This window comes from Streptomyces sp. TRM68367, assembly GCF_014495685.1.
Classification (GTDB): domain Bacteria; phylum Actinomycetota; class Actinomycetes; order Streptomycetales; family Streptomycetaceae; genus Streptomyces.
The window spans coordinates 1-23,665 of record NZ_JACTVI010000006.1 but is presented as its reverse complement, the minus strand read 5'-3'; the positions used below and the strand labels follow the sequence as shown (position 1 = coordinate 23,665).

The following is a 23,665-nucleotide window of genomic DNA, read 5'->3' as shown; positions in this document are numbered from 1 at the left end:
GGCTTTACAGCGCGCCCTTCGTCGAGGGAAGGATGCCCGCCGCGCGCGGGTCGCGCTCGGAGGCGTAGCGCAGCGCCCGGGCGAGCGCCTTGAACTGGCACTCCACGATGTGGTGCGCGTTGCGCCCGTAGGGTACGTGCACGTGCAGCGCGATCTGGGCCTGGGCGACGAAGGACTCCAGGATGTGCCGGGTCATCGTCGTGTCGTACTCGCCGATCATCGGCGCCATCTTCTCGGGCTCGGTGTGCACGAGGTACGGGCGGCCGGACAGGTCGACGGTGACCTGGGCGAGGGACTCGTCCAGCGGGACCGTGCAGTTGCCGAAGCGGTAGATCCCCACCTTGTCGCCGAGGGCCTGCTTGAAGGCGGCGCCGAGCGCGAGGGCGGTGTCCTCGATGGTGTGGTGGGAGTCGATGTGCAGGTCGCCCTCGGTCTTCACGGTGAGGTCGAACAGACCGTGCCGGCCGAGCTGGTCGAGCATGTGGTCGTAGAAGCCGACGCCGGTCGACACATCGACCTTGCCCGACCCGTCGAGATCGATCTCGACGAGGACCGAGGTCTCCTTCGTGACTCGTTCCACGCGTCCTACGCGGCTCATGAACTCTGCTCCTTCGGGGGTGTGGGGGTGTCCCCCACAAGACACTGCATCTCACGTACCGCGTCGAGAAACGCGTCGTTCTCTTCGGGGGTCCCGGCGGTGACCCGCAGCCACCCCGGTACGCCGTTGTCCCGGACCAGGACGCCCCGGTCCAGGATCTTCCGCCAGGCCTCGTGCGCGTCGGGGAACCGCCCGAACTGCACGAAGTTGGCGTCCGAGGCGGTCACCTCGTAGCCGATCGCCCGCAGCTCGGTGACCAGCCGGTCCCGTTCGGCCTTCAGCTGCTCGACGTACTTCAGGAGGACGCCCGTGTGTTCCAGCGCGGCCAGGGCGGTCGCCTGCGTGACGGCCGACAGGTGGTACGGCAGCCGGACGAGCTGGACGGCGTCGACGACCGCCGGGTGCGCGGCGAGGTAGCCGAGGCGCAGGCCCGCCGCGCCGAACGCCTTCGACATCGTGCGGGAGACGACGAGGTGCGGCCGGCCCTCGAGCAGCGGCAGCAGCGAGTCGCCGTGACTGAACTCGATGTACGCCTCGTCCACGACCACCATCGACGGCTTCGCCGCCTGCGCGGCCTCGTACAGCGCGAGGACCGTCTCGGGCGGGACCGCTGTGCCCGTGGGGTTGTTGGGGGTGGTGATGAAGACGACGTCCGGCCGGTGCTCGGCGATGGCCTTCTGGGCCGCGGCGAGGTCGATCGTGAAGTCGTCGCCGCGCGGGCCGGAGATCCAGCCGGTGCCGGTCCCGCGCGCGATGAGGCCGTGCATCGAGTACGACGGCTCGAAGCCGATCGCCGCACGGCCCGGTCCGCCGAAGGTCTGCAGCAGCTGCTGGATGACCTCGTTGGAGCCGTTGGCGGCCCAGACGTTGGCCGGGCCGACCTCGTAGCCGGACGTGTCGGTGAGGTACTTGGCCAGCTGGGTGCGCAGCTCGACCGCGTCCCGGTCCGGGTAGCGGTTGAGGTTCCGGGCCGCCTCGCGGACCCGCTCGGCGATCCGCTCGACCAGCGGCTCGGGCAGCGGGTAGGGGTTCTCGTTGGTGTTCAGCCGTACGGGCACGTCGAGTTGGGGCGCGCCGTAGGGGGACTTGCCGCGCAGCTCGTCCCGGACGGGGAGCTCGTCCCATGGGGACACAGACGGGTTGCCGGTCACTTGCTCTCGGGCACCTTCCAGTCGAACCTCGCCTTGATCGCCGCGCCGTGCGCGGGCAGGTCCTCCGCCTCGGCCAGCGTCACCACGTGGTGTGCGACCTCCGCCAGCGCGTCCCGCGTGTAGTCGACGATGTGGATGCCCCGCAGGAACGACTGGACGGACAGGCCCGACGAGTGGCAGGCACAGCCGCCGGTGGGCAGGACGTGGTTGGAGCCGGCCGCGTAGTCGCCCAGCGACACGGGCGCCCAGGGGCCGATGAAGACGGCGCCGGCGTTCTTCACACGGTCGGCCACCTGTGAAGCCTGCGCGGTCTGGATCTCCAGGTGCTCGGCGCCGTACGCGTCGACGACCCTGAGGCCCTCGTCGACACCGTCGACGAGGACGATCGCGGACTGCCGGCCGGCCAGCGCCGGGCGGATCCGGTCCTCGACGTGCTTCGTGGCGGCGACCTGGTGCTCGAGCTCCTTCTCCACCGCGTCCGCCAGCGCGACGGAGTCGGTGACGAGGACGGCGGCCGCCAGCGGGTCGTGCTCGGCCTGGCTGATCAGGTCCGAGGCGACGTGCACCGGGTCGGCGGTCCCGTCGGCCAGGATCGCGATCTCGGTCGGGCCGGCCTCGGCGTCGATGCCGATCCTGCCGGTGAAGTAGCGCTTGGCGGCGGCGACCCAGATGTTGCCGGGGCCGGTGACCATGTTGGCGGGCGGGCAGGTCTCGGTGCCGTACGCGAACATCGCGACGGCCGTGGCACCGCCCGCCGCGTACACCTCGTCGACGCCGAGCAGTGCGCACGCGGCGAGGATCGTCGGGTGCGGCAGCCCGCCGAAGTCGGCCTGTGCCGGGGAGGCGAGGGCGATCGACTCGACGCCGGCCTCCTGCGCCGGTACGGCGTTCATGATCACGGAGGACGGGTACACCGACCGGCCGCCCGGCGCGTAGAGCCCGACCCGCTCGACCGGCACCCACTTCTCGGTGACCGAGCCGCCGGGCACGACCTGCGTGGTGTGCGTCGTACGGCGCTGCTCACGGTGGACGAGGCGGGCGCGGCGGATGGACTCCTCCAGGGCCGCGCGTACCGCCGGGTCGAGCTCCTCCAGCGCGCGCGTGAGCGCGGCGGCCGGAACCCGTACCTGGTCGAGCGTGACGCCGTCGAACTTCTCGGCGAAGTCGATCAGCGCCGCGTCGCCCCGATGATGCACGGCCTCGCAGATCGGACGCACCTTCTCCAGGGCGGCCGAGACGTCGAAGTCGGCTCGGGGCAGCAGGTCGCGCAGGGCGGGGCCCTCCGGGAGGGCGTCGCCGCGCAGATCGATTCGGGCCAAGAAGGAATATTGCAGCACGGGCTCAATTCTCGCAGACCCTCGTCGGACGCCGTCCGCGCATTCCAATGGCTGATACGAGCCCCTGTGCTCTCGGCCGATCCGGGCCCGCGGGAACTTGGAAGATCGCCTTCACGTCTAGTGTTCGGAGCGTCACTCACCGGGCATGAACAGTTGTACGAACCCATGAGGAACCGAGGCAACAGGGGGACGGGAGAACCGTGACCGAGGGGGCCGGCATCCGTGCCGGAGATCCGCCGGAAGACCTGACCGCCGCGGAGGCCGGCATGTGGCAGGCCTTCCGCATCGGCAGCGTGTACGACCTGAGCGCCGGGGACCCGGTGGCCGACGATCCGCACGGCGGGCATCCGTGGGGCGAGGAGCGGACCGTGCGGGCCCGGATCGTGTGCTGGCTGCTGCTGGACGGCCCGCCCGCGCTGGCCGGCCGGGTGTCCTCGCTGAAGCTGACCGGCGTGCAGATCAGCGGCTGCCTGGACCTCGCGGGCGGCACGATCGTGCCATACGTCGAGATGCGGGGCTGCCGGTTCGAGCGGGAGATCCTGCTGCCGGAGGCCCACTTCACGACCGTACGGCTGGTGGACTGCTCGGTGCCGCGGCTGGAGGCGGCCCGGGTGCACACCGAGGGCGATCTGCATCTGCCGCGCTGCCGCTTCCGGGGCGGCATCCGGATCACCGACGCGCAGATCGGCACGGATCTGCTGCTCAACCAGGCGATCGTGTACCGGGACCGCAGCGGCCGCTCGATCGCCGGGGACGGCATGACCGTCGGGCAGGACCTCCAGGCCGAGATGCTGGAGTCGCACGGCGAGCTGAGCCTGCGCGCCGCCGCCATCGGCGTGTCGCTGAGCCTGCGCGGCGCCCGGCTGGCCAACCCGTACACGCAGCGGCGCGCCCTGAACGCCCCGCAGCTGACCGTCGGGCGCAGCCTGTATCTGACCCCGGCGGGCGTCGGCGCCCAGGCGCTGAGCGGGACGACTCCGGCGCATGGCACGCGCGTGCAGCGCTTCGAGTGCCAGGGCGGGGTGCGGCTGGACGACGGGCGGTTCGGGGACGCGGTCGACCTGGAGCAGGCCCGGTTCACCCTCACCGACGACCAGGAGGTGTCGATGCGCCGGGTACAGACGCCCGAGCTGCGGTTCCTCGGGGAGGCGCCGGTGCGCGGCCGGGTGGTGCTGTCGGGGGCGAAGGTCGTCAACCTGATGGACCGGTCGGACAGCTGGCCGGGTCCCGGCCGGCTGCACATGGGCGGCTTCACCTACGAGAACCTCGTGCCGCGCGGCCCGTTCCCGCTGGCCGAGCGGCTGGAGTGGGTGGCCGCCGCGACCGCCGAGTACAACCCGGAGCCGTACGAGCTGCTGGCGGCCGTGCTGCGGGCCGGCGGGGAGGACGAGGACGCCCGCGAGGTGCTGCTCGCCAAGCAGCGCCGGCGCCGGGAGAGCGTGCCGATCGCGGCCAAGTTGTGGGGGTACGCGCAGGACTGGACGGTGGCCTACGGGTACCGGCCGGGGCGGGCCGCGGTGTGGATGGCGATTTTGTGGGCGGCGGGCTCGTTCGCCTTCGCCCATGCCGAGCATCCTCCGCTGAAGGCCGGTGAGCATCCGGCGTGGGACCCCGCGCTGTTCGCCCTCGATCTGCTGCTTCCGGTCATCGACCTGGGCCAGCAGGGCTTCTGGCAGCTGAGCGGTGGCTGGCAGTGGCTGGCCGCCGTCATGATCATCCTGGGCTGGATCCTGGCGACCACGGTGGCAGCTGGGGCGACTCGGCTGCTGCGGCGCAGCTGAGGGCGGCGCGGCTGCACCGGGCCTGGCCTGCGGCCTTACCCGTGAGTCGCACATGCGATGGACGTACGGGGTCTTGAAGGTGAGGAACGGTCACCTTTTGCGCTCCCTTGACCATCGGACGTACAACTTTCCGTGGGTTGTGTGGAGCCGCTGGCGCCGTCGTGACCTGCGGCTTTTCAATGGTCGGCACCATGGCCCTGCTGCCCGCGTTCATCCGCCCCGGGCGGATGGCAAGCACCGCCCCGCACCCCGCCGTCGGGCCCTGCGCCGACGACGAGGTGCTTCTCGACGCGCCCGACACCCGGCTGGGCCCGGCGCTGGTCGCGGCCGCGCGCGGCGAGTACGGCCCCGCCGCCGAGCTGCTGGCCGCCACCCGGACGGGAGCCGAGTGGGAGCGCCGCGACCGGTACGCGCGGCGGCTGGCCACCTTCGCGGACTCCCGCCCCCAGTGGCTTCAGACCTGGCGCGCCGCCGCCCCGCGCCACCCCGACGCCCTGCTGGTCGAGACTCAGCTGGCGGTGGACCGGGCCTGGCGGTCACCGGCCCGCGCCGAGCTGCTGCGCGAGGTGAGCCCGCTGATCACGGCCGCCGCGCGGGCCGAGGACCGCGACCCGGTGCCGTGGCGGATCGCCCTGGACCACGCGCGCGGTGTGCGGGCCGGGCACACGTACTTCGAGGAGCTGTGGGAGGCGGCGGTGCGCCGCGCTCCGCACCACTTCGGCTGCCATGTCGCCGCCCTGCGCTACCTGTCCGCCTTCTGGCACGGCTCGCACCGCGAGTGCTTCGACTTCGCCGACCTGGCCGCGCAGGACGCCCCGGCCGGCTCGCTCACCCAGTCGCTGCCCCTGCGGGCGGCCTTCGCCTACCTGACCGACGGCTGCGGCCCCGAGGTGCCGCGCGAGCGGCTGGACGCGGCGGCCGACCGGGCCATCGCGCTGTCCGCCGGGCTGCCGGAGTCCGATCCGTGGCCGGCCGAGCTGCGCAACCTCCTGACGTACGTCCTGGTGCGGCTTGAGCGCCGGGCGGACGCGCGGGAGCAGCTGCACGTCCTCGGCCCGTACGCCACGTCCTTCCCCTGGGCCCTGGACGCGGACGACGCGCTCGGCTGGTTCCTCCAGGTGCGCGACGACATCCGTTCGGACGGGCCCTCGCACCTGTCGTGGCGGCCACGAAGTGAGCACGGCGGACGGGGGCGCCCGGGGGACCATTAGGCTTTTGCGGCGTGACCACCGTCCGGCTCCCACTCTTCCCGCTGAACTCGGTGCTTTTCCCGGGGCTCGTGCTACCACTCAACGTCTTCGAGGAGCGGTATCGCGCCATGATGCGCGAGTTGCTGAAGACCACCGAGGACGAACCGCGCCGGTTCGCCGTCGTGGCGATCCGCGACGGCCTCGAGGTGGCGCCGAGCGCGCCCGGCATGCCCGACCAGACGGCCCTGCGCGAGCGCGGGCCCACGGCGGGCTTCGGCCCCGACCCGGCCAAGGCCTTCCACAAGGTGGGCTGCGTGGCGGACGCGGCGACGATCCGGGAGGGACCCGACGGCACATTCGAGGTGCTGGCGACCGGGACGACCCGGGTACGGCTGCGGTCGATCGACGCGTCGGGGCCGTTCCTGACGGCCGAGCTGGAGCCGCTGGCCGAGGAGCCCGGCGACGAGGCCGGGGCTCTGGCCGAGGGCGTGCTGCGGGCCTTCCGCCAGTACCAGAAGCGGCTGGCGGGCGCGCGGGAACGATCCCTGGCGACCGGTGCCGACCTGCCCGACGAGCCGGGCGTGGTCTCCTACCTGGTCGCCGCCGCGATGATGCACGACACCCCGACCAAGCAGCGCCTGCTCCAGGCCCCGGACACTGCCTCCCGGCTGCGCGACGAGCTGCGGCTCCTGCGCGCGGAGACGGCCATCATCCGCAACCTCCCGTCCCTGCCGGCGTCGGAGTTGACGCGCGGGCCGACGAGCCTCAACTGAGGCCGGCGAGCGGCTCGACGGCATATCAAGAAGAATCGGCCACGAGACGGCCAAAAATCTGCGGAAGCGGCGCGATCTTCAGGCTTAAGATCATGGCCGACCTGGCCACGATCATGGCCATGACCACAGATCCAAGGGGGAACACCCACATGAGCCGTCGCAGGATCATGACCGTCGCCGCCGGTGTGGCGCTCAGCTCGTCACTCCTGTCCGTGCCCGCGCACGCAGCGGCCGAGCGCGCCCAGGACCGGGTCGAGTGCACCGTCCTGAGCAGCGGGCAGCTCTGCATTTCCCTGAACGTGCAGCCCAGCAGCGTCTCGGTCTTCTACTTGAAGAAGTCCGGCTCGTCGATCAAGGCCAGCCTCGGGCACCGCACGACCAACGGCGGAAGCTCGTTCGCCGCGAAGAGGACCATCAAGTCGGGCGAGCGGGCCCTCGAGAGGTGGACCTTCAGCTACCGGTGCGACATAGACTGGAAGGGCGTGATGAAGGTCGACGGCCAGGGGACGTTCGAGACTCCCTGGGCCACCTGCTGAGGCACTGACCGCGGCAGACCACAGCGCCCTGTCGTACCGCCCCCGCCCGGAGACAACTCCGGGCGGGGGCGCTCCCGTTCGCCAGTCTGGGATGATCAGGGTCCATGGCGAAGAAGAAGGCGAAGAATCAGCAAGACAAGGGCGCGGGCGGCACGCCCGCCACGGTGGCCCTGACGGCGGCCGGGGTCGACTACACCGTGCACTCCTACGACCACGACCCCTCCCACCCGTCCTACGGCGAGGAGGCGGCCGAGGCGATGGGCGTTTCCCCGGACCGCGTCTTCAAGACTCTGGTGGCGGACGTCGACGGCGCCCTGACGGTCGCGGTGGCCCCGGTGGCGGGCCAGCTGGACCTGAAGGCGCTGGCGGCGGCGGTGGGCGGCAAACGCGCCACGATGGCCGACCCTGCCCTGGCCGAACGCACCACGGGCTACGTCCGCGGCGGCATCTCCCCGCTCGGACAGCGCAAGAAGCTCCCCACGGTCCTGGACGACTCGTCCTCCGCCCACCCCACGATCTGCGTCTCGGCGGGCCGCCGGGGCCTGGAGGTGGAGCTCTCCCCCGACGACCTGGCCAAGCTGACGGACGCGGTGCTCGCTCCCATCGGGCGTGCATAAAGCCTCGACCGGCGGTCTCTTCTCGGCTGGCAGTGCCTTAAGGCCTGGGAGGTACCCCGAGGGCGGCACGGGTGGGCGATGGGGGTGCCCCCGCGCGAGCACGTTCGAGCGTGGGGGGAGGCACCCCGCCGGCGCGGGCGAGCGAACCCACCCCCCGGCCGGCACCAACGCCTGGCACCTGGCAATGCACGGCCAAGCCGCCGCACCAACCGTTCCTTTGCAGTGAGCGGGAGTGAGTCCGCCCACTGGCACGCCCCGAACGGTCTTGGGCGCACTGGTCGTCCGCTTTCGCAACCGGGCAGCGACACAGATCCTGTCCGTGGTCCGATCCGGAAGGGCGGAGTCCCTCACGACCTGGCCTATGGATGCGGCCAGAGGCGACGGGGAGGCCCTGAACCATCGCTCCGGTGGAGCAGGGGCCCCGCACGCTGGCACCGCACCCGGCGTCCCAGATCGCACGATCACGCTAACCCGGACGGCCCAGGGCACCGCAAGCCTGCGGGCGGACCATCACACGATCGAGCTAACTCGACCTCGTGCACACTCTCCGTCGAGCAGCTACGAACCCCCGTCGCCCGAAAACCTACGCCCCCGAAGACTCCCCGTACGGCCCCTGCACATACGCCGGCTCCGGATCCCGCGGCCCGAACAACGCCGTCAACCCCAGATGCACCACCAACGCCGCCACAGGCCACGCCAGCAACGCCCCCTTCGCCCCCAGCTGCAACGGCGCCGAGAACGTCACACCCTTCCCCACATGCTTCGCATGCGCGACCACATCCTGCGCAGGCCCGAGCCACACCCCGACCCGCCAGGCCAGCAGCGACCCGAGCAGTCCCCCGACGGCCAGCGCCGCCACCAGCGGCACACCCCCACGCCGCCGTACCAGAAACACGGCGACCGCGCTCACCAAGCCGAAGGCCAGTGCGAGCAACGTGAACGTACCGTCGACCCCGACCGCCTGTTCACCCTCGGTGTCCTTGAGGTAGACGACCCAGTTCTCGCCCACCACGTCACCGACGAGCGGCACGCTCGGCGCCAGCCACCACCACAGCACGCCCAGCAGCACCCCACCGAGCGCCACGGCCACCGTGATCAAGGCAGCCTCCCGCACCTCGGTCTTCATCCCGGGACCGTCCTGTCCGTCCGAGCCGTACCCCACTTCTTCCCGGGGCGCGGGATGGGCGTACCCGGCAGCCGGCGTCTGCCACACGTCGTGCGAGTGCCGGGGGGACTGGCCAGAAGGCTGGTCGGAGGACTGTGCGGAGGACTGTTCATGCGGGGGTGGGGGCGGAGTCAGCGGAGCGGTCACCCTGCCATCGTGCCAGGCCCGCCTGTGCGCCGCGCCATCGGAGGACGCCTCGCCCGTCACCGGACGGCCGCCCGACGGTAGGCCCACGTGGCCACGGCCAGCGAGACGACCCCGACGACCCCGCACACCGCGAGATCACCGAGCACGAAGGCCCAGTCGGGATGCGGCCCGAACGTCCGCGCGAACGCCTCCACGCCGTACGTCGACGGCAGCAGATCCCGCGCGAACCGCACCACCTCCGGCATCCGGTCGGCCGGCAGCACCCCCAGCAGCAGCGCCGCCGACATGCCCAGCTGCCCGAGCAACGTGGCCAGCTCGGGCCGCGGCGCGAGCAGCCCGAGCGCCGCGCCCAGCCCGGCGAGCGCGGCCCCGGCCAGCGGGATCACCGCGGCCAGCACCCACAGATGCGCCACCGGCAGACCGAACAGCACGCACCCGAACACCGCCGTCACGATGGTCCCGGGCACGGTGAACGACGCGTACGCCCCCGCCGCCCCCAGCACCACCGCCGCGGGCGGCACCGGCAGCGTCGCGTAATGGTCGAGCCCGCCGCTGGCCCGCAGCTGCCCGAAGTACTGCGCCAGCAGGTTCAGCGCGACGAAGGCGACCACCAGGACCGCCGACCCGGCGACGACCGCCTGTGCCTCGCTCCCGTCGTCCACCACCCCGCGCATCAGGATCATGATCCCGACCGACTGGAAGGTCGCCACGAACAGCAGCGGAATGCGCGCGACCCGCGCCCGGGACAGCTGCGCCCGGTACACGGCCCCCAGCGACGGCCACAGCCGCGCCCGCGGTCCGAGCTCGGCCTGACCTTCGGGGGCCTCCTCCACGGCCAGGACACCGCCCGGCAGGACATCGGCGGGTACGACACTCACGTCGCGCTGCTCCCTTTCCTAGGGTTTCCTCCGGCAGTCGCCCAATTGCGTACGGATGCGGCGGCCTGCGTACTCAAGGCCCTGACGCTCAAGCTCTCACCAGCCCCTGCCGGGCGGCACCGCCCAGCGCCAGGTACACGTCCTCCAGACTGGGCGTGGTCAGGGTGAAGTCGTCCAGGGCGGCGAAGGCGGCGCCGCCGGTGACCGTGGCCACCACCGCGCGCGCCTCCTCGGGCGCGAGCCGGAGCGTCCAGCGGCGGCCCGACTCCACGGCGCGGTCCCGCAGCGCGGCGACCTCGGGGACGTGCAACGGCGCCGTCTCGCGCCACACCAGGTCGACGCGGACCTCGCCGGCGACCTTCTCCTTCAGCCCGGACGGCGTGTCGCAGGCGATCACCCGGCCCCGGTCGAGGACGGCGACCCGGTCGAGGACCGTCTCGGCCTCGATGACGTTGTGCGTGACCAGCAGGACCGTGGTCCCCCGCTCGGCCCGCCGCCGATCCACCGCGGACCACACCGCCCGCCGCGCCACCGGATCCATCCCGGTGGTCGGCTCGTCGAGCACGAGCAGCGGCCGCTCCCCGACCAGCGCGGCGGCGAAGCACGCCAGCCGCCGCTGTCCGCCGGACAGCTTCTTCAGCGGGCGCCCGGCGATCGGCGCGAGCCCCAGCTCGTCGAGCACGGCGTCCCGCTCGGCCCGTGCCTGCCGCGCCTCCAGGCCGCGCAGCCGCCCGGTGGTCTCGGCGGCGAGGGACACGGTCAGCTCGTCGAGCGCGGTCGACTCCTGGCCCAGGTAGGCGAGGATCCGCGAGGCCCGCTCCGGGTGGCGCACGATGTCGTGCCCGAGGATCTCCACGCTGCCGCAGTCGGGCCGCATCAGCCCGGTCAGCTGCCGGACGAGCGTGGACTTGCCCGCGCCGTTCGGCCCCAGCAGCCCGAAGATCTCACCGCGCCGGATGTCCAGCCTCACGTCATCGATGGCCCGCACGGCCGGCGTCCCCGGCGCCCCGCGCCGCCCGCGCACGGCCGGATAGGTCTTGGCCACCCCGCGCACCGCGCACACGACCTCACCACCGTGCCGAAGAGCCTGTACCGCGCGCGTACTCACAAGGGACGAGCCTACGGGGTCGATTCCCCACACCTGCCCTCGGGTCGGTCGGCAACCGGAAATCCACCGGTAAAGACAGCCACAACACCCCACCCACCGGCAAAGACGGCCGCTTCCCCCCTCACCCGCCGGAAAGAAAATTCCGCCGCAACGGCGCCAGGCCACGACGGCGCAGCCCCGCGGTGCTGAAATCACCGCATCCGATACGTCACTCCCCCACCGTCGACCGCTCGACCCCCGTCCGCACATCGATCTCCCGCCAGAACCCGGCCCGGATCGCATACCGGTCCCGCTCGTCGATCTGATCGTCCTTGTGCGCGAGCAGCCCGAACCGCGCCGCATACCGCAGCAGCTCCCCATCGATGCGGTGCGGGACGCGCGGATACATCCCGGACAGCTTCTGCAGCTGGCTCTGTTCGCCCAACCGCTCCACCCACCGCCGCGCGAACACCTGCCCCACCTCGAACGGATCCCCGCCGACGGTCGTGATGTCCTCCTCCCGGTCCGCCCATCGCTGTTCCGCCGTGGTCAGCTGCGCCAGCGTCGGCATGGACGCGGCCTCGGGCGGCTCGGCGGTCGGCCGGTCCACCCAGCCCTTGTCCGAGGACCAGCGCAGCGTCGCGGTCGCGGGATGCTGCGCGGGCTGCGTACCGGGCGCGCGCAGGGCGGCCAGATCCTTCGGCGTGGGCACGCCCTTGGGCGCCGGCACCCGCTCCTCGGCACCGTTCGGCGCGGCCGCGGCCGCCGGATGCCGCGGCTCCTCGGCGGTCCGCTCGGCCGACGCGGCAAGCGCGGACTCGGGCAGCGGCGCGGAGAGGATCGCGGCGATCTCCGGCCGGGGCGCGGGCGGCGGCGCGCACACCCCGGTGAGCTCCTTGGCGCGGACGGCCTTGGTGATCCACGTACGGTCCAGCACGCGCCGCTCGTCGGCCTCGGCGACCAGGTCCTCGGACTGGTTGTAGTCGCCGTCGGCGGCCTGCACGGCCCACAGGTGTACGGCGACACCGTGCTCCTTGGCGGCCATCATGCCCGGCAGCAGGTCGCCGTCGCCGGTCACCAGGACGACGTCGGAGCAGGCGCGGTTGCGGGCCAGCTCGGTCAGCTCGGCGTGCATCGCGGCGTCCACGCCCTTCTGCGCCCAGCGGCCGTCACTGCGGGTCAGCGCGCCGAGCCGGACGGTGACCCGGGGCATCACGCGCAGTCTGCGATGTTCGGGCTGTGGCACGCGGTCGGGGGCGCCGTCGAACCAGTAGATGCGCAGCAGGGGCTGCTGCGTGTCGGACTCGGCGCGCTCCCGCAGCCCCTGGATGAGGGCGGAGTGGTCGACGGTGATGCGGGACCGCGAGGGCTCCCCGGCAAGGAGACTGGCGGCGGCCCCCAGCAGATACCCGGCGTCCACCAGGACGATGCAGCGGTCCACGCGATCCACCCTCTTTCCGGGAGGTTTGCTTCGGGCTTGCTTCGAGTCTGCCCGACAGCGCGGGGGTTAACGGCCGGAACTCGATCTTCGGCGTGGCGTTTCCGGACTTCGCTCCGCGACAATCCCTGTCACGCACGGTAATTATCCGAAATGCGTCCCTTGTCGGCCTATGTGAATCTGGTCCCGGCCCTGGCCCCTAGATTCCCCACAGGAGGCATCACCATGGCCAAGAACAAGAAGCAGGAGCGCAGGCAGCCGCAGTCCGCGCGCGGCGGGCAGCAGGCCGAGCAGATCTCGCTGGAGCCGCAGTCCGAGCCGCGCGCGCCGCAGGTGACTCCCGGCGACATGGCCCGCAAGGGCCGGCAGAAGCGCTTCGGGCACAACTGACATCTCCATAACGGGTTGTTGAGACCCAGGCACAGATGAGAGGGGCACACCCCGTAACGGGGTGCGCCCCTCTCGCACGTCAAAAGCCTTCCGTCAGCCCGCGCAACGAGAGCCTGCCGTCAGCCCGCCAGGCACGACGGCCCCAACAACACCTTCAGATCGCCGAACAGCGCCGGATCCGGCTTCACACGGTGCCGGTCGAGGCGCAGCACCGTCGTCTTGGTCGGCCCCTGGAGCTTGATCCGCACCTCGCTGTCGCCCCTGTGGTGCGTGAGGATCTCCCCGAGGCGGCTGATCATCGGCGGGGTGACCCGCGTTGCCGGGATGGTGAGGACGACGGGCGCGTTGGTGCCCGCGTTCGACAGGTCGGGGACCATCAGCTCCATCGCCACCAGCCGCGGCACGTCCTCCCGCTTGTCCAGGCGGCCCTTGACGAACACCACCGCGTCCTCGACGAGTTGGGTCGACACCAGCTGGTACGTGGCCGGGAAGAACATGCACTCGATGGAGCCGGCGAGATCCTCGACGGTGGCGATGGCCCAGGCGTTGCCCTGCTTGGTCATCTTGCGCTGGAGCCCGGAGATGATGCCGCCGATGGTGACGACCGCGCCGTCCGCATGCTCACCGCCGGTGAGCTGGGAGATGCCCGCGTCGGCCTTGTCGGACAGGATGTGCTCCAGGCCGAACAGCGGGTGGTCGGAGACGTACAGACCGAGCATCTCCCGCTCCTGGGCGAGCAGATAGGTCTTGTCCCACTCGTCGGTGGAGAACTCCACGTCGAGACCGAAGCCGGGCTCGTCGCCGGCCTCCTCGCCCATGCCGCCGAAGAGGTCGAACTGGCCCTCGGCCTCCTTGCGCTTGACCGCGACCACGTTGTCGATCATCGGCTCGTACTGGGCGATCAGGCCCTTGCGGGTGTGCCCCATGGAGTCGAAGGCGCCGGCCTTGACCAGCGACTCGGTGGTGCGCTTGTTGCAGGCGACCGCCTCGACCTTGTCGAGGTAGTCCGGGAAGGACTGGTACTTCCCCTTGGCCTTGCGGCACCGGATGATCGACTCGACGACGTTGGTGCCGACGTTGCGCACGGCGGACAGGCCGAAGAGGATCACGTCGTCGCCCTGCGCCGCGAAGTTGGACATCGACTCATTCACGTTGGGCGGCAGCACCTTGATGCCCATGCGACGGCACTCGTTGAGGTAGACCGCCGACTTGTCCTTGTCGTCCTTGACGGAGGTCAGGAGCGCGGCCATGTACTCGGCGGGGTGGTTGGCCTTCAGGTACGCGGTCCAGTAGGAGACGAGGCCGTACGCCGCCGAGTGCGCCTTGTTGAACGCGTAGCCGGCGAAGGGCACCAGCACGTCCCACAGGGCCTGGATGGCCTCGTCGCTGTAGCCGTTCTTGCGGGCGCCGGCCTGGAAGATGACGAAGTTCTTCTCCAGCTCCTCCGGCTTCTTCTTGCCCATCACGCGGCGGAGGATGTCGGCCTCGCCGAGCGAGTAACCGGCGATGATCTGGGCGGCCTTCTGCACCTGCTCCTGGTAGACGATCAGGCCGTGGGTGACGTCCAGGACCTCCCTGAGGGGCTCTTCGAGCTCCTTGTGGATCGGGGTGATCTCCTGCTGGCCGTTCTTGCGCAGGGCGTAGTTGATGTGCGAGTTCATGCCCATCGGGCCCGGCCGGTACAGGGCCGAGACGGCGGAGATGTCTTCGAAGTTGTCGGGCTTCATCATGCGCAGCAGGGAGCGCATGGGGCCGCCGTCGAACTGGAAGACGCCGAGGGTGTCGCCGCGCTGGAGCAGTTCGAAGGTCGTGGGGTCGTCCAGCGGCAGCGACAGCAGGTCGATGTCGAGGCCCTTGTTGGACTTCACCATCTTGACGGCGTCGTCCATGATCGTCAGGTTGCGCAGGCCCAGGAAGTCCATCTTCAGCAGGCCGAGCGACTCGCAGCTCGGGTAGTCCCACTGCGTGATGGTCACGCCGTCGGTGTGCCTGACCCAGACCGGGACGTGGTCGGTGATGGTCTCGCTGGACATGATCACACCGGCGGCATGCACGCCCATCTGCCGGACCAGTCCCTCGACGCCCTTGGCGGTGTCGATGACCTTCTTCACGTCCGGCTCGTTCTCGTACATCCCGCGCACCTCGCCCGCCTCCGAGTAGCGGGGGTGCTCGGGGTTGGTGATGCCGTCGAGGTTGATGCCCTTGCCGAGGACGTCGGCGGGCATGGCCTTGGTGATGCGGTCACCCATCGCGTACGGGTAGCCCAGCACGCGCGCGGAGTCCTTGATCGCGTTCTTGGCCTTGATGGTGCCGTACGTGCCGATCATGGCGACCTTGTCGGCGCCGTACTTCTCCGTCACGTACCGGATCACCTCGACGCGCCGGCGCTCGTCGAAGTCGATGTCGACATCGGGCATGGAGACGCGCTCGGGATTGAGGAACCGCTCGAAGATCAGGCCGTGCGGGATGGGGTCGAGGTCGGTGATGCCCATGGCGTACGCGACGATCGAGCCCGCCGCCGAGCCCCGGCCGGGGCCGACGGCGATGCCGTTCTCCTTGGCCCACATGATGAAGTCGGCGACCACGAGGAAGTAGCCGGGGAAGCCCATCGAGATGATGACGTCCATCTCGTACTCGGCCTGCTTCTGGCGGTCCTCGGGGATGCCGCCCGGGAAGCGGCGCTCCATGCCGCGGCGGACCTCCTCCTGGAACCAGGTGACCTCGGTGTAGCCCTCGGGGATGTCGAACTTGGGCATGAGGTCGCGCTTCTCGAACATGCCGGTGGTGTCGACCATCTCGGCGACGAGGAGCGTGTTGGCGCAGCCCTCCTGCCAGGCGTCCGAGGAGTCGATGGCGTACATCTCGTCCGTGGACTTCAGGTAGTAGCCGGTGCCGTCGAACTTGAAGCGGTCCGGGTCGGAGAGGTTCTTGCCGGTCTGGATGCACAGCAGGGCGTCGTGGGCGGTCGCCTCGTGCGAGTACGTGTAGTGCGAGTCGTTGGTGACCAGCGGGGGGATGCCGAGCTTCCGGCCGATCTCCAGCAGCCCGTCGCGGACCCGGCGCTCGATCTCGATGCCGTGGTCCATCAGCTCCAGGAAGTAGCGGTCCTTGCCGAAGATGTCCTGGTAGTCGGCGGCCGCCTTCAGGGCCTCGTCGAAGTGGCCGAGGCGCAGCCGGGTCTGCACCTCTCCGGAGGGACAGCCGGTGGAGGCGACGATCCCCTCGGACCACTGGGAGATGGTCTCCTTGTCCATCCGGGGCCACTTCTGCAGCCAGCCCTCGGCGTAGGCGTCGGAGGAGAGGCGGAAGAGGTTGTGCAGGCCCGTCTTGTTCACGGCCCACATCGTCTTGTGGGTGTAACCACCCGAACCGGAGACGTCGTCCCGCTTCTGGTGCGGCTGGCCCCACTGGATCTTGCGCTTGTTGCGCCGCGACTCGGGCGCGACATACGCCTCGATCCCGATGATCGGGGTGATTCCGGCCTTCTGCGCGGAGTGGAAGAAGTCGTACGCCCCGTGGAGGTTGCCGTGGTCGGACATGGCAATGTGCGTCATGCCCATCTCGTTGCACGCGTTGAACATGTCCTTCAGCCGCGCGGCACCGTCCAGCAGCGAGTACTGGGTGTGGACGTGCAGGTGCGTGAACGGCGGCTTCGACACGTTCGGCCTCCAAGAGAAACGCCGGGCGACAGGCTGCGGACAGTCTGGGGGGACAGCGTCGAAGTCTATGCCTCGGCACTGACACTCGCGGGCCGTCCCCGCGTACCTTCATGCGAGGGTCGCGGGCACTCCCGCGTACCGTCGAACGTTGATCCGAGCGGACGGTCCGCGCCAGCCGGTGCGGAGGATCCGCGCCCTTCATGTCACGCACCACCTGCACCAGGAGGCACCCAGCGATGTCGGTCCCGCAGCTCAGCGTCGAGCACCGCGGCGAGGAGATCCTCACCGTCTTCGACACCGCCTTCGGCGAGCTCCTGGCCGCCGACCCGGCCGCGTTCCGCGTGAAGTTCCGGAAGATGGCGGCCTCGGCGTTCGCGTTCTACCGGGGCACGGCGTGCCTCTTCTACCACGACCTGGAGGCCGACAACGCCGGGCGGGGTGGCGGGAAGACATTCAGCGGCCCGTACCTGGACGAGCGCACCTCGCGCGTGTGGATCCACGGCGACCTGCACGCGGAGAACTTCGGCACGTACATGGACGCCCACGGCCGCCTGGTCTTCAACGTCAACGACTTCGACGAGGCGTACGTCGGCCCCTTCACATGGGACCTCAAGCGCTTCGCCGCCTCCGTGGCACTCATCGGGTACGCGAAGGCGCTCAGCGACCAGCAGATCACCGAGCTGGTGCAGATCTACGCGGGCGCGTACCGCGAGCGGATCCATGCCCTGGCCACCGGCGCCAAGAGCGACGAGGTGCCGCCGTTCACGCTGGACACCGCGCAGGGCCCGCTGCTGGACGCGCTGCGTGCCGCCCGCTCGCTGACCCGCTTCGGGCTGCTGGAGTCGATGACCGAGATCCGTGACTTCGAGCGCCGCTTCGCGCCGGACGGCGGCTCCATCGAGCTGGACGCGGCCACGCGCTACAAGGTGCTGGCCGCCTTCGACGGCTACCTGGAGACGCTCCCGGACGCCTCGCTGGCCCGCCCGGACTCCTACCGCGTGAAGGACGTCGTCGGCCGCCGCGGCATCGGCATCGGCTCCGCGGGGCTGCCGTCGTACAACATCCTCCTGGAGGGCCACAGCGACGCCCTGGAGAACGACGTCGTGATCTACATCAAGCAGGCCCAGACCCCGGCCGTCTCCCGGCACATCACGGACCCGGCGATCCGTGACTACTTCCAGCACGAGGGCCACCGCACGGTGATCTCCCAGCGCGCCCTCCAGGCGCACGCCGACCCGTGGCTGGGCTGGACGGAGATCGAAGAGGGAGGGGGCCGGGCGGGCCAGCTGGTCGCCGAGGTCTCGCCGTACGCGGTGGACCTGGACTGGGGCGACATCGACGACCCGGAGGAGATCGCCCACGTCGTCGCCGACCTCGGCCGGGCCACGGCCACGATGCACTCGGCGGCGGACGACACCTCCGGCGAGTCCCTGGTGCCGTTCTCCACGGAGCGGGCCATCGACGCGGCGATCGCGGCCGACGAGAGCGACTTCGCGCCGCTCCTGGTCGACTTCGCGCACGGCTACGGCGCACGCGCGCGCGCCGACCACCAGATCTTCGTGGACCTGTTCCGCAACGGCCGGATCCCCGGTCTGTGACGGACGCAACCTGACCGGAAACCCATGGCCCGACGGCCTCGCACAGGGACCCTTTAGGGGTCTCTTACAGGCCGGCGTGACACACTCTCCTATCGCTATGGACATATCCGGGATCCACCTCAGAGCCGTACGCGCGGCGCTGTTCACGGCCGTGGTCGTGACGCTCAGCACCGCGTCGCACGTGCTGCTGTCCCGGGTCCCGCTGCCGCTGAACACGGTGGCCGCGATCGCCGCCGCCGTGTTCGTCATCGCCTACGCGCTGGCGGGCCGGGAGCGCTCCTTCGGGCGGATCGCCGCACTGCTGGTCCCGCTGGAGCTGGCCGCCGACACCGTCTTCACCACCGGCCAGCACGTCTGCTACGGCAGGGCGGGCGGCCCGGTCGCCGGACCGCTGCGCGCCGTCGGCTTCGACGTGCTGTGCGGCAACGGCACCGGCATCGGCGCCCCGCTGGCCGGCGTGACCGGCGGCTCCGGCCCCGAACGGCTCGCGACCCTGCTCGCCCATGCCGGCCCGGCCACGCCCTGGCTGCTGCTCGGCGCGCACGTCGGCGTCGGCCTGCTCGCCGCCGCCTGGCTGCGCCGCGGCGAGCGGGCGCTGGCGGAACTGCTGCGGGCGGTGACGGTCGCGGCTTCGACAGCGGTCCGCCCCCTGCTGCTGGCGGTGTCAGCGGTCACCGTGCGGCGGGCTCCGGCCGTGCGCCGGCCCTCGCCGCGCCCCGCCTGCCGCGCGACCGCCGCCCGCGATCTGATCCTCACGCACTCCCTGGGACGTCGCGGACCGCCGTGCCCGGCCGTCTTCGCGTGAAGTACCGCTTCACGCGATCAAGCCCCGAGTACGAGCAGTCCCTCATACGCATTCCGCACACGATGTGTGCGCGTCCCACGGAGAACATCACCATGAGCAAGCGGAACAGCCAGGCGGCGAAGACGGCGGCGCGGGAGCGGCTGCGGGCCCAGCGCGAGCGCGAGGCCAAGCGCGCGAAGGTCAAGCGGCAGCTCGTCGTCGCCTGCTCCATCGTCGGCGTCCTGGCGATAGCCGGCGGCATCAGCTACGCCCTCGTCCAGGGCAACAAGCCCGGTCACTGGGAGGCCGCGAAGGACGACAAGCTGGTCAAGCCGGCCAACACCAGCGGCGCGAACGGCACGACCGTCGTCATCGGCAAGCCCAGCGCCAAGAAGACCCTCATGATGTACGAGGACCCGCGCTGCCCGATCTGTGCGCATTTCGAGCAGAGTGTCGGCTCGACGGTGGACAAGGATGTCGCGGACGGAAAATACAAGATCCAGTTCATCGGCGCGACGTTCATCGACACCACCCAGCCGGGCGAGGGTTCCAAGAACGCTCTCAGCGCGCTGGGCGCCGCCCTGAACGTCAGCCCCGAAGCCTTCCTCCAGTACAAGAGTGCGCTCTACTCGACGAAGTGGCACCCCGAGGAGACCGACGACAAGTTCAAGGACGACTCCTACCTGATCAAGGTGGCGAACACGGTCGACGCCCTGAAGAACAACAAGAAGTTCCAGACGGCCGTGAAGGACGGCACCTACGACAAGTGGGCGCTGCTCATGAGCGAGAAGTTCGACACGGACGGCAAGAAGTACGGCTTCCAGGGAACCCCGACCCTGATCATGGACGGCAAGAAGGTCACCGGCAGCGACGGCCAGAGCGCCCCCATGACGGTGGCCGAGTTCAACACCGCGATCGACGCGGCGCTCAAGGCCTGAACCGCCGGTCCCTGACCGCGCGCTGAAGAGCGGGCGAACTTTCCCGAGTTCGCCCGCTCTCGCTGGTACCGATCAGTAACCTGATCGGCCGTGACCAGTCGATACAGATCATCCGAGACCGCCGACTCGCCTGTCTTCCGCTTCCCGCGCCGCCGTACGGTCGTCAAGGCCACGGCGGCCGCCGCTGTCCTGGCCGGCCCGCTCGCCGCCTCCCTGCCCGCCGACGCCGCTGCCGCGGTCCCCGCCTTCCTGCACGGTGTCGCCTCCGGTGACCCGCTGCCCGACGGCGTCCTGCTGTGGACCCGCGTGACGCCCACGCCCGAGGCGATACCCGGTTCCGGGCTCGGCCCGGACGTCGAGGTCGGCTGGACTGTCGCCCGGGACATGGCGTTCACGACCGTCGTCGCCAAGGGTTCGACCGTCGCCACCGCCGCCTCCGACCACACCGTCAAGGCGGACATCCGCGGCCTGGAGCCCGCCACCGACTACTGGTTCCGCTTCTCCGCCGGCGGCAAGGACTCCCCCGCCGCCCGCACCCGCACCGCGCCCGCCGCCGGTGCCGCCGTAGCGGGCCTGCGCTTCGGCGTGGTCTCCTGCGCCAACTGGGAGGCCGGCCACTTCGCCGCGTACCGCCACCTTGCCGCCCGCGGCGACCTGGACGCCTGGCTGCACCTGGGCGACTACATCTACGAGTACGGCACCGGCGAGTACGGCACGCGCGGCACCGTCGTACGGCCGCACGCGCCCGCCCACGAGATCCTCACCCTGGCCGACTACCGCACCCGGCACGGGCGTTACAAGAGCGACCCTGACCTGCAGGCCCTGCACGCCGCTGCGCCGGTCATCGCCATCTGGGACGACCACGAGTTCGCCAACGACGCCTGGTCGGGCGGGGCCGAGAACCACACCGAGGGCGCCGAGGGCACCTGGGCCGCGCGCCAGGCCGCCGCCAAGCAGGCCTACTTCGAGTGGATGCCGGTCCGCCCGGCGATCGCGGGCACCACCTACCGCCGCCTGCGCTTCGGCAAGCTGGCCGACCTGTCGCTGCTCGACTTGCGCACCTTCCGCTCCCAGCAGGTGCCGGTGGGCAACGGCCAGGTCGACGACCCGGACCGCACGATCACCGGCCGGGCCCAACTCGACTGGCTGAAGGCCGGACTGACGTCCTCCGACACCACGTGGCGGCTGGTCGGCACCTCGGTGATGGTCTCGCCGTTCGCGCTCGGCTCGCTCTCCGCCGACCTGCTCAAGCCGCTCGCCAAGCTGCTCGGGCTGCCGCAGGAGGGGCTCGCCCTCAACACCGACCAGTGGGACGGCTACACCGACGACCGCCGCGAACTCCTCGCCCACCTGCGCGCGAACGCGATCCGCAACACCGTCTTCCTGACCGGCGACATCCACATGGCCTGGGCCAACGATGTGCCGGTGGACGCCGGGACGTACCCGCTGTCCCCGTCCGCCGCCACCGAGTTCGTCGTCACGTCGGTCACCTCCGACAACCTCGACGACATCCTGAAGGCGCCCGAGGGCAGCGTCTCCGCGGTCGCCGCGCCGGTCATCCAGGCCGCCAACCGGCACGTCCACTGGGTCGACACCGACCGCCACGGCTACGGCGTCCTGGACCTCACCGCCGAGCGCGCGCAGATGGACTACTACGTCCTGTCCGGCCGGACCGACCCGAACGCGGCGTCGTCATGGGCCCGCTCGTACCGCACCCGCAGCGGCACGCAGAAGGCCGAGCGCACCTACGACCCCGTGTAGCCAACCCCCTGTAGCCGACCCTTCGTGGCCGACCCTTCGTGGCCGACGCCTCGTGGTCGACCCTGTCTGGCCGACCTGTGTGGCCGACCGGTGTGGCCGACCGGTGTGGCCGCCGCCTAGAGACTGCCGAGGAAGCCGAGCGCAACCCGCCAGGTGGCCTCGGCGGCCTCGGCGTCGTAGTCCGGCAGGTCCGGATCGGTGTAGACGTGACCGGCCCCGGCGTATCTGTACACCTCGACGTCGGCGCCGGCCCGGCCCATCTGCAGGTACCAGGCGCTCAGCCAGTCGTCCGGCTCGAACGGGTCCGGCTCGGCCACGTGCAACTGCACCGGCAGGCCGTCCAGCGCGACGTTCGGCGCGAGGTCCGACGTGCCGTGCAGAAGCAGCAGCCCGCGCGCCTGCTCGTCGCCGAGGCCCAGGGTCTGTGCGAGGGCGGCCCCGAGCGAGAACCCGGCGTACACCAGCCCCCGCTCCGAGTACGGCGCCGCGGCCAGCACCGCCCGCTTCAGCAACTGGTCCTTGCCGATCTCGTCCTGGTGGGCCATGCCTTCCTCGACCGTGTCGAACGTCCGTCCCTCGAAGAGGTCCGGCGTCCACACCTGGTGACCGGCCTCACGCAGGCGGTCCGCGGCCTGGCGCACGGCGGGTCTGAGACCGAAGGCCGAGTGAAAGAGCACGATGTTCATGAGGCCATGGTGCCAGCCGGGTACGACAACGCCCTGCGCGCCGCTTCACCAGGGAGCTCCCGGTAGTTCCGGGGGCGCATGTTCGTGGCGACACCGGCCCGGTTACGTTCGAGGGCATGGAGAACCTACTCCGCCCGGTGATCGTCATCGGTGGTGCGGTCGCACTCACTCTCGTCATCGGCTGGGCCACCGACCGCCTGCTGCGCCGGGCCGACGAACGCCGCGGCGAGACCCCGCTGTGGGGCCTGCTGCGCCGCGGCCGCATTCCGTACCAGCTCGTGCTGTGCTCGGCCCTGCTGGGGGCGTCGTACGACGAGGCGCAGGTGCTGGAGGACCACGACGTCGCCATCGGCCGGGTGCTGACGCTGGTCATGATCGGGTCGGCGGCCTGGCTGGTGATCCGCATCGCGGCCGCTGTCGTCGAGACGTCGTACACCAAGTACGCCAGTACCCAGCGCGACCCGGCGCGGGTCCGCCGGGTGCGCACGCAGGTGACGCTGATCATGCGGGTGGTCTCCGCGGTCGTCGGCGTGGTGGCCGTGGCGGCGATGCTGCTGACGTTCCCGGCGATGCGCGCGGCGGGCGCCTCGCTGCTGGCCTCGGCGGGCATCCTCGGCATCGTCGCCGGTGTCGCCGCCCAGTCCACGCTCGGCAACATGTTCGCCGGACTGACGATCGCCTTCGGCGACATGGTGCGCATAGGCGACACGGTCGTGGTGGACGGCGAGTGGGGCACGGTCGAGGAGATCACGCTGACGTTCCTGACGGTACGCACCTGGGACGAGCGCCGGATCACGATGCCCGTGTCGTACTTCACGTCGAAGCCATTCGAGAACTGGTCGCGCGGCGGTGCCCAGATCACCGGAGTCGTCTACTTCCAGCTCGACCACTCGGCGCCCATGGAGGCGATGCGCGTGCGGCTCCGCGACATCCTGCGCGAGTGCCCCGCCTGGGACGGCCGGGACTACAGTCTGGTCGTCACGGACACGACGCCGAGCACCATGGAGGTACGCGCCCTGGCGACGGCGAAGGACGCGGACGACATCTGGACGGTCCGGGTCACGGTACGCGAGCAGCTGATCCGCTGGCTGGCCGACGAGCACCCCTACGCGCTGCCCCGCGTCAACGCCGCGGACGCGGTCCTGCCGCCG

Annotated in this window: 20 protein-coding genes; 11 read left to right on the top strand and 9 right to left on the bottom strand. The window is 70.9% G+C overall.

Going from position 1 to position 23,665, the window contains the following annotated elements; translation table 11 throughout:
• Window positions 1–4 precede the first annotated feature (4 nt).
• Genes hisB through hisD form a run of 3 tightly spaced genes read right to left on the bottom strand, consistent with a single transcriptional unit; the run spans window position 5 to window position 3,068 of the window.
• On the bottom strand, window positions 5–598 hold the full coding sequence (hisB, locus tag H8R17_RS06240; RefSeq protein ID WP_020137489.1) for an imidazoleglycerol-phosphate dehydratase HisB: 594 nt from the start codon (window positions 596–598) through the stop codon (window positions 5–7).
• Window positions 595–1,749, bottom strand: coding sequence for a histidinol-phosphate transaminase (locus H8R17_RS06235; RefSeq protein ID WP_399476336.1), 1,155 nt, complete (start codon window positions 1,747–1,749; stop codon window positions 595–597). Before H8R17_RS06235 ends, hisB begins: the two co-directional genes overlap by 4 nt.
• The gene (gene hisD, locus H8R17_RS06230) at window positions 1,746–3,068 is read right to left on the bottom strand and encodes a histidinol dehydrogenase (protein ID WP_187822126.1); all 1,323 of its coding nucleotides are present in this window, start codon (window positions 3,066–3,068) and stop codon (window positions 1,746–1,748) included. Before hisD ends, H8R17_RS06235 begins: the two co-directional genes overlap by 4 nt.
• A gap of 218 nt (window positions 3,069–3,286) precedes the next feature.
• Here hisD and H8R17_RS06225 point away from each other — a divergent pair, with 218 nt between their 5' ends.
• The 5 genes from H8R17_RS06225 to ybaK all read left to right on the top strand — a co-directional run bounded on the left by H8R17_RS06225 (window position 3,287) and on the right by ybaK (window position 7,983).
• Complete coding sequence (locus tag H8R17_RS06225) at window positions 3,287–4,867, top strand: oxidoreductase (protein WP_187822125.1); 1,581 nt, start codon at window positions 3,287–3,289, stop codon at window positions 4,865–4,867.
• Between the two features lie 179 nt (window positions 4,868–5,046).
• Window positions 5,047–6,078, top strand: coding sequence for a hypothetical protein (locus tag H8R17_RS06220; RefSeq protein WP_187822124.1), 1,032 nt, complete (start codon window positions 5,047–5,049; stop codon window positions 6,076–6,078).
• A gap of 11 nt (window positions 6,079–6,089) precedes the next feature.
• Entirely contained in the window at window positions 6,090–6,830 is a 741-nt protein-coding gene (locus tag H8R17_RS06215) for an LON peptidase substrate-binding domain-containing protein (RefSeq protein WP_187822123.1), read from the top strand.
• A gap of 92 nt (window positions 6,831–6,922) precedes the next feature.
• Window positions 6,923–7,366, top strand: a complete 444-nt coding sequence (locus H8R17_RS06210; RefSeq protein ID WP_262505063.1) for a hypothetical protein — start codon at window positions 6,923–6,925, stop codon at window positions 7,364–7,366.
• Between the two features lie 104 nt (window positions 7,367–7,470).
• Window positions 7,471–7,983, top strand: coding sequence for a Cys-tRNA(Pro) deacylase (gene ybaK, locus H8R17_RS06205; RefSeq protein WP_187822122.1), 513 nt, complete (start codon window positions 7,471–7,473; stop codon window positions 7,981–7,983).
• A gap of 583 nt (window positions 7,984–8,566) precedes the next feature.
• Here ybaK and H8R17_RS06200 read toward each other — a convergent pair.
• The 4 genes from H8R17_RS06200 to H8R17_RS06185 form a co-directional block, all read right to left on the bottom strand.
• Window positions 8,567–9,295: an AAA family ATPase gene (locus tag H8R17_RS06200; RefSeq protein WP_316959329.1), complete on the bottom strand. Its 729-nt coding sequence runs from the start codon at window positions 9,293–9,295 to the stop codon at window positions 8,567–8,569.
• A 56-nt stretch (window positions 9,296–9,351) separates the two neighbouring features.
• The gene (locus H8R17_RS06195; protein WP_187822121.1) at window positions 9,352–10,173 is read right to left on the bottom strand and encodes an ABC transporter permease; all 822 of its coding nucleotides are present in this window, start codon (window positions 10,171–10,173) and stop codon (window positions 9,352–9,354) included.
• 88 nt (window positions 10,174–10,261) lie between these two features.
• Complete coding sequence (locus H8R17_RS06190) at window positions 10,262–11,236, bottom strand: ABC transporter ATP-binding protein (RefSeq protein ID WP_187822269.1); 975 nt, start codon at window positions 11,234–11,236, stop codon at window positions 10,262–10,264.
• A gap of 253 nt (window positions 11,237–11,489) precedes the next feature.
• On the bottom strand, window positions 11,490–12,701 hold the full coding sequence (locus H8R17_RS06185) for an NYN domain-containing protein (protein ID WP_187822120.1): 1,212 nt from the start codon (window positions 12,699–12,701) through the stop codon (window positions 11,490–11,492).
• 222 nt (window positions 12,702–12,923) lie between these two features.
• Here H8R17_RS06185 and H8R17_RS06180 point away from each other — a divergent pair, with 222 nt between their 5' ends.
• Complete coding sequence (locus H8R17_RS06180; protein WP_187822119.1) at window positions 12,924–13,088, top strand: hypothetical protein; 165 nt, start codon at window positions 12,924–12,926, stop codon at window positions 13,086–13,088.
• 119 nt (window positions 13,089–13,207) lie between these two features.
• On the opposite strand, the gene dnaE is transcribed toward H8R17_RS06180, so the two are convergent.
• Complete coding sequence (gene dnaE, locus H8R17_RS06175) at window positions 13,208–16,747, bottom strand: DNA polymerase III subunit alpha (RefSeq protein ID WP_187822118.1); 3,540 nt, start codon at window positions 16,745–16,747, stop codon at window positions 13,208–13,210.
• Between the two features lie 236 nt (window positions 16,748–16,983).
• On the opposite strand from dnaE, the gene H8R17_RS06170 reads away from it, so the two are divergent.
• From H8R17_RS06170 to H8R17_RS06155, 4 genes are all read left to right on the top strand, one after another.
• On the top strand, window positions 16,984–18,345 hold the full coding sequence (locus H8R17_RS06170; RefSeq protein WP_187822117.1) for a DUF2252 domain-containing protein: 1,362 nt from the start codon (window positions 16,984–16,986) through the stop codon (window positions 18,343–18,345).
• Window positions 18,346–18,442: 97 nt separating this feature from the next.
• Window positions 18,443–19,150: a hypothetical protein gene (locus H8R17_RS06165; protein ID WP_187822116.1), complete on the top strand. Its 708-nt coding sequence runs from the start codon at window positions 18,443–18,445 to the stop codon at window positions 19,148–19,150.
• 92 nt (window positions 19,151–19,242) lie between these two features.
• Window positions 19,243–20,067: a DsbA family protein gene (locus H8R17_RS06160; protein ID WP_187822115.1), complete on the top strand. Its 825-nt coding sequence runs from the start codon at window positions 19,243–19,245 to the stop codon at window positions 20,065–20,067.
• A gap of 90 nt (window positions 20,068–20,157) precedes the next feature.
• Window positions 20,158–21,828, top strand: a complete 1,671-nt coding sequence (locus H8R17_RS06155; protein WP_187822114.1) for an alkaline phosphatase — start codon at window positions 20,158–20,160, stop codon at window positions 21,826–21,828.
• A 116-nt stretch (window positions 21,829–21,944) separates the two neighbouring features.
• Here H8R17_RS06155 and H8R17_RS06150 read toward each other — a convergent pair whose 3' ends face one another.
• Window positions 21,945–22,514: a dienelactone hydrolase family protein gene (locus H8R17_RS06150; protein ID WP_187822113.1), complete on the bottom strand. Its 570-nt coding sequence runs from the start codon at window positions 22,512–22,514 to the stop codon at window positions 21,945–21,947.
• A 116-nt stretch (window positions 22,515–22,630) separates the two neighbouring features.
• On the opposite strand from H8R17_RS06150, the gene H8R17_RS06145 reads away from it, so the two are divergent.
• A partial coding sequence (locus tag H8R17_RS06145) for a mechanosensitive ion channel family protein (RefSeq protein ID WP_187822112.1) occupies window positions 22,631–23,665 on the top strand: 1,035 nt, incomplete at its 3' end.

What these genes read in the sequence shown, in the direction of transcription:
- H8R17_RS06210 (WP_262505063.1), top strand. Translation starts at nt 6,923, where the DNA reads ATGGCCGACCTGGCCACGATCATGGCCATGACCACAGATCCAAGGGGG.
- H8R17_RS06160 (WP_187822115.1), top strand. Translation starts at nt 19,243, where the DNA reads ATGAGCAAGCGGAACAGCCAGGCGGCGAAGACGGCGGCGCGGGAGCGG.
- H8R17_RS06180 (WP_187822119.1), top strand. Translation starts at nt 12,924, where the DNA reads ATGGCCAAGAACAAGAAGCAGGAGCGCAGGCAGCCGCAGTCCGCGCGC.
- H8R17_RS06165 (WP_187822116.1), top strand. Translation starts at nt 18,443, where the DNA reads ATGGACATATCCGGGATCCACCTCAGAGCCGTACGCGCGGCGCTGTTC.
- ybaK (WP_187822122.1), top strand. Translation starts at nt 7,471, where the DNA reads ATGGCGAAGAAGAAGGCGAAGAATCAGCAAGACAAGGGCGCGGGCGGC.
- H8R17_RS06170 (WP_187822117.1), top strand. Translation starts at nt 16,984, where the DNA reads ATGTCGGTCCCGCAGCTCAGCGTCGAGCACCGCGGCGAGGAGATCCTC.
- hisB (WP_020137489.1), bottom strand. Translation starts at nt 598, where the DNA reads ATGAGCCGCGTAGGACGCGTGGAACGAGTCACGAAGGAGACCTCGGTC.
- H8R17_RS06150 (WP_187822113.1), bottom strand. Translation starts at nt 22,514, where the DNA reads ATGAACATCGTGCTCTTTCACTCGGCCTTCGGTCTCAGACCCGCCGTG.
- H8R17_RS06220 (WP_187822124.1), top strand. Translation starts at nt 5,047, where the DNA reads ATGGTCGGCACCATGGCCCTGCTGCCCGCGTTCATCCGCCCCGGGCGG.